The sequence below is a fragment of the Spiroplasma sp. hy2 genome (assembly GCF_044714365.1).
Taxonomy (GTDB): Bacteria; Bacillota_I; Bacilli_A; order Mycoplasmatales; family Mycoplasmataceae; genus Spiroplasma; species Spiroplasma phoeniceum.
Genome location: NZ_RXFZ02000143.1, coordinates 1 through 2,682 on the forward strand (window position 1 = coordinate 1; position 2,682 = coordinate 2,682).

The window sequence follows — 2,682 nt, forward strand, 5'->3', positions numbered from 1 at the left end:
TGTATAAAAACTAACTACCCAACTACGAATTTTATATTTTCTATCTCATTCTCTAATATCTTTATGAGTTCAATTATAAGTCGGAATAGGGTCTTTTTTAAATCAATTTCAAGGTAAAGCGCCTTTTAATCAAGTTGTTTTATCTTGTTTCATTAATTTAATTCCTTCCTAAATTACTTTTTTTCTTTCAATAAACACAAATCTCAAAGATTTAAATGTTGCTGGACCATTAACTCCAATATTAATCAATCCATCAGGATTAATAGATAATGCTAAACATGCACTATTAACAGCTATTTGATCATATATAACACCTATTGTTTGTGTAAAACTGCGCCTTGTTTGCAACATTCCTTGACTCTTTAAATCTCCTTTACTATCTTTTCCTGAGGCTCAAATTCTATAAATATAATTTTCTTTATCAAAATTAGGAATATTATATCCGATTTGACCAACTCTAAAATCACCAGTATCAACTTCTTCTCAATCATTACCACCACTAATTGAAATATCACCACTTCCTAATAATGAATTACTATTAATAGTTTTAATGTTTGTCCCACTTACTAATTTATCTTGTTTATTTAATAAAAAATTATCAATGGCAGTTGCATCATAATAATTAGTTAATAAATCTTGTGATGTTTTTACAATATATTTACCATCTTGCTTATAAATATAATTTTTATTTAAATCACTATCTTTAATACCATCTGATGGAATATCACCACTTTGTTTTGCTTTTCAGACATTATCTTCATAATAAATCGTGTTATTATCAAATGGAACTATTAATTTAATATATTCATTATAATCAATTTTAGAAAAATCATTAATAATTGGGTAAGTAATATTTATTGAATTATCTGTTTGTAATCGTTCTTTTAATCAAAATAATAATGTTGGATAAAAAGTTTTTTTACTAATATGTTTATATTCTTCTTCTCATGAATGAGCATAATTATTTAAACTATAATTATAAGGTCTAGATACTGTTTTACTAGATATAATATCAATTATTTCACCGGCTAATTTTAAAGCATTTTTTACATCACGAGTAATATTTTCATTTGCTTCAGGGTCATTAGTTTGAGAATAAGCAACTCCACCTTGTGAAAATGAAGCACTACCAGTTAAATCATTTACTCCTTTTGGTAAATATCAATTTATAACTGCTAATAAACAAGCAGATTGAATATAACTTAATCATTTATTATATTCAATTAAACCAGTATTATCTTTTTTTACTCATGGAAATAATTCTTTTTTATTTATTTTATCTGAAATTGTTCCACCTGATAATCTATCCATTCATAAACTAGTTTTTAAAATAGCATTATAAATTAAATTATCATTATAAGCAGATTGTTTTCTATCATTAATAGGTTGTCAAAGTTTACTCTCTTTCACATTTTCAACTGTTATAAATAACAAATTACTTAAATTATTTTCCATATAAAACACCCCTTAATTGATTACGATATTTATTTTTTAAATTAGATGGTTTATAACTATTAACTTTTCTTTTAGTTTTATTAATTACTTTAATAGATTTATTAGCCTGATAAAATTTATTTTTAACTGGTGTTTTATATAAGTTCTTAATATTTTTAACATCACTTTTTCGCTCTCGATATCATTTTTTATTATTAATTTCACCAGCAAAATTAAAGTTAAAATGTCCAATCTTTAAATTATTAATAAACTTTTTAATTTGTTGTAATTTTTGAACTGTTGGTAATGTTAATTTAGTAGTTCCCTTTGGAATATTTTTCTTTTAATGTTTGTGGTAATCGTTTTTTAATATAATTTCTTAAATGACTAGGTAATCATTTTCTTAATCAATAACGTCAAAATAAAGTCCCAGCATTAGATACAGTATTACTTAATAATTTTCAAATTTCAACAGGAACACTAGGATAAACATAAGGTCCATAAAATTTCGGATGTTTTGATGTTTTTGTATATATTAAAATAGTTAAATTACCTGTTAAAGTTAATTTATTTGTAATATTAAACATACCACTATCAAGTCAACTACTATTTAAAGGTTGTCAATTAGTATTTAGATAATTTTCATTTTTAAATTGTTCTCTATTTTTAATATTATTATCTTTTTCTAATTGACTTAATATTTGTTGAATTTCTTTTTTATGACCTTTTTTAATTAAATCTAAATAAGTAAAAGGATTTAACCACTGATAAATATCTTCAATCTTATTTGTAATTTTTTGTAATGGATTAGCATAATATGAAGCAAATTTATTAACTTTATTAATTAAATTAACAAATTTATTTATTACTACATTATTGCCTAAGTTCTCTGCTAATAAAGTTAAAACTCGTAATATTAATAAGTTCATATCTTATTAAGCATTTTTAATTACTACATCAATTGGGTTTGTTTGACCAGTAGCGTTATTTTTACCCTCAATTTGAACTTCAACAGTTTTATCATTTGTAATATTAATTGGTCAATCTTCACCCTTAGCTTCAATAAAGTAATCATAATCATTCTCAGTTAAAGAACTATCTATGGCTTTAATTGCTTTTAAAACGACAGCTTTAAATTGTGATTTTAATTGTTCGGCTGTTGTTTGAGTTGGATCGTCAACATGAATAGTTGGTTTATCTAATTTATTAATCCCACTAATATCAATTTTATTTGATGATGGAATTACA

The 2,682-nt window shown here is 23.5% G+C and carries 3 protein-coding genes; all 3 read right to left on the reverse strand.

All coding sequences use genetic code 4. The annotated features are described in order from the left end of the window. Nucleotides 1-168: 168 nt before the first annotated feature. Nucleotides 169-1,455 carry a hypothetical protein gene (locus EHV01_RS04605; RefSeq protein WP_422066417.1) on the reverse strand — a complete coding sequence of 429 codons (1,287 nt, stop codon included), beginning with the start codon at nucleotides 1,453-1,455 and terminating at the stop codon, nucleotides 169-171. A 293-nt stretch (nucleotides 1,456-1,748) separates the two neighbouring features. Beyond that, complete coding sequence (locus EHV01_RS04610; protein WP_422066418.1) at nucleotides 1,749-2,363, reverse strand: hypothetical protein; 615 nt, start codon at nucleotides 2,361-2,363, stop codon at nucleotides 1,749-1,751. Nucleotides 2,364-2,369: 6 nt separating this feature from the next. Continuing rightward, on the reverse strand, nucleotides 2,370-2,682 hold a 313-nt coding region (locus tag EHV01_RS04615), incomplete at its 5' end, for a hypothetical protein (protein ID WP_422066420.1).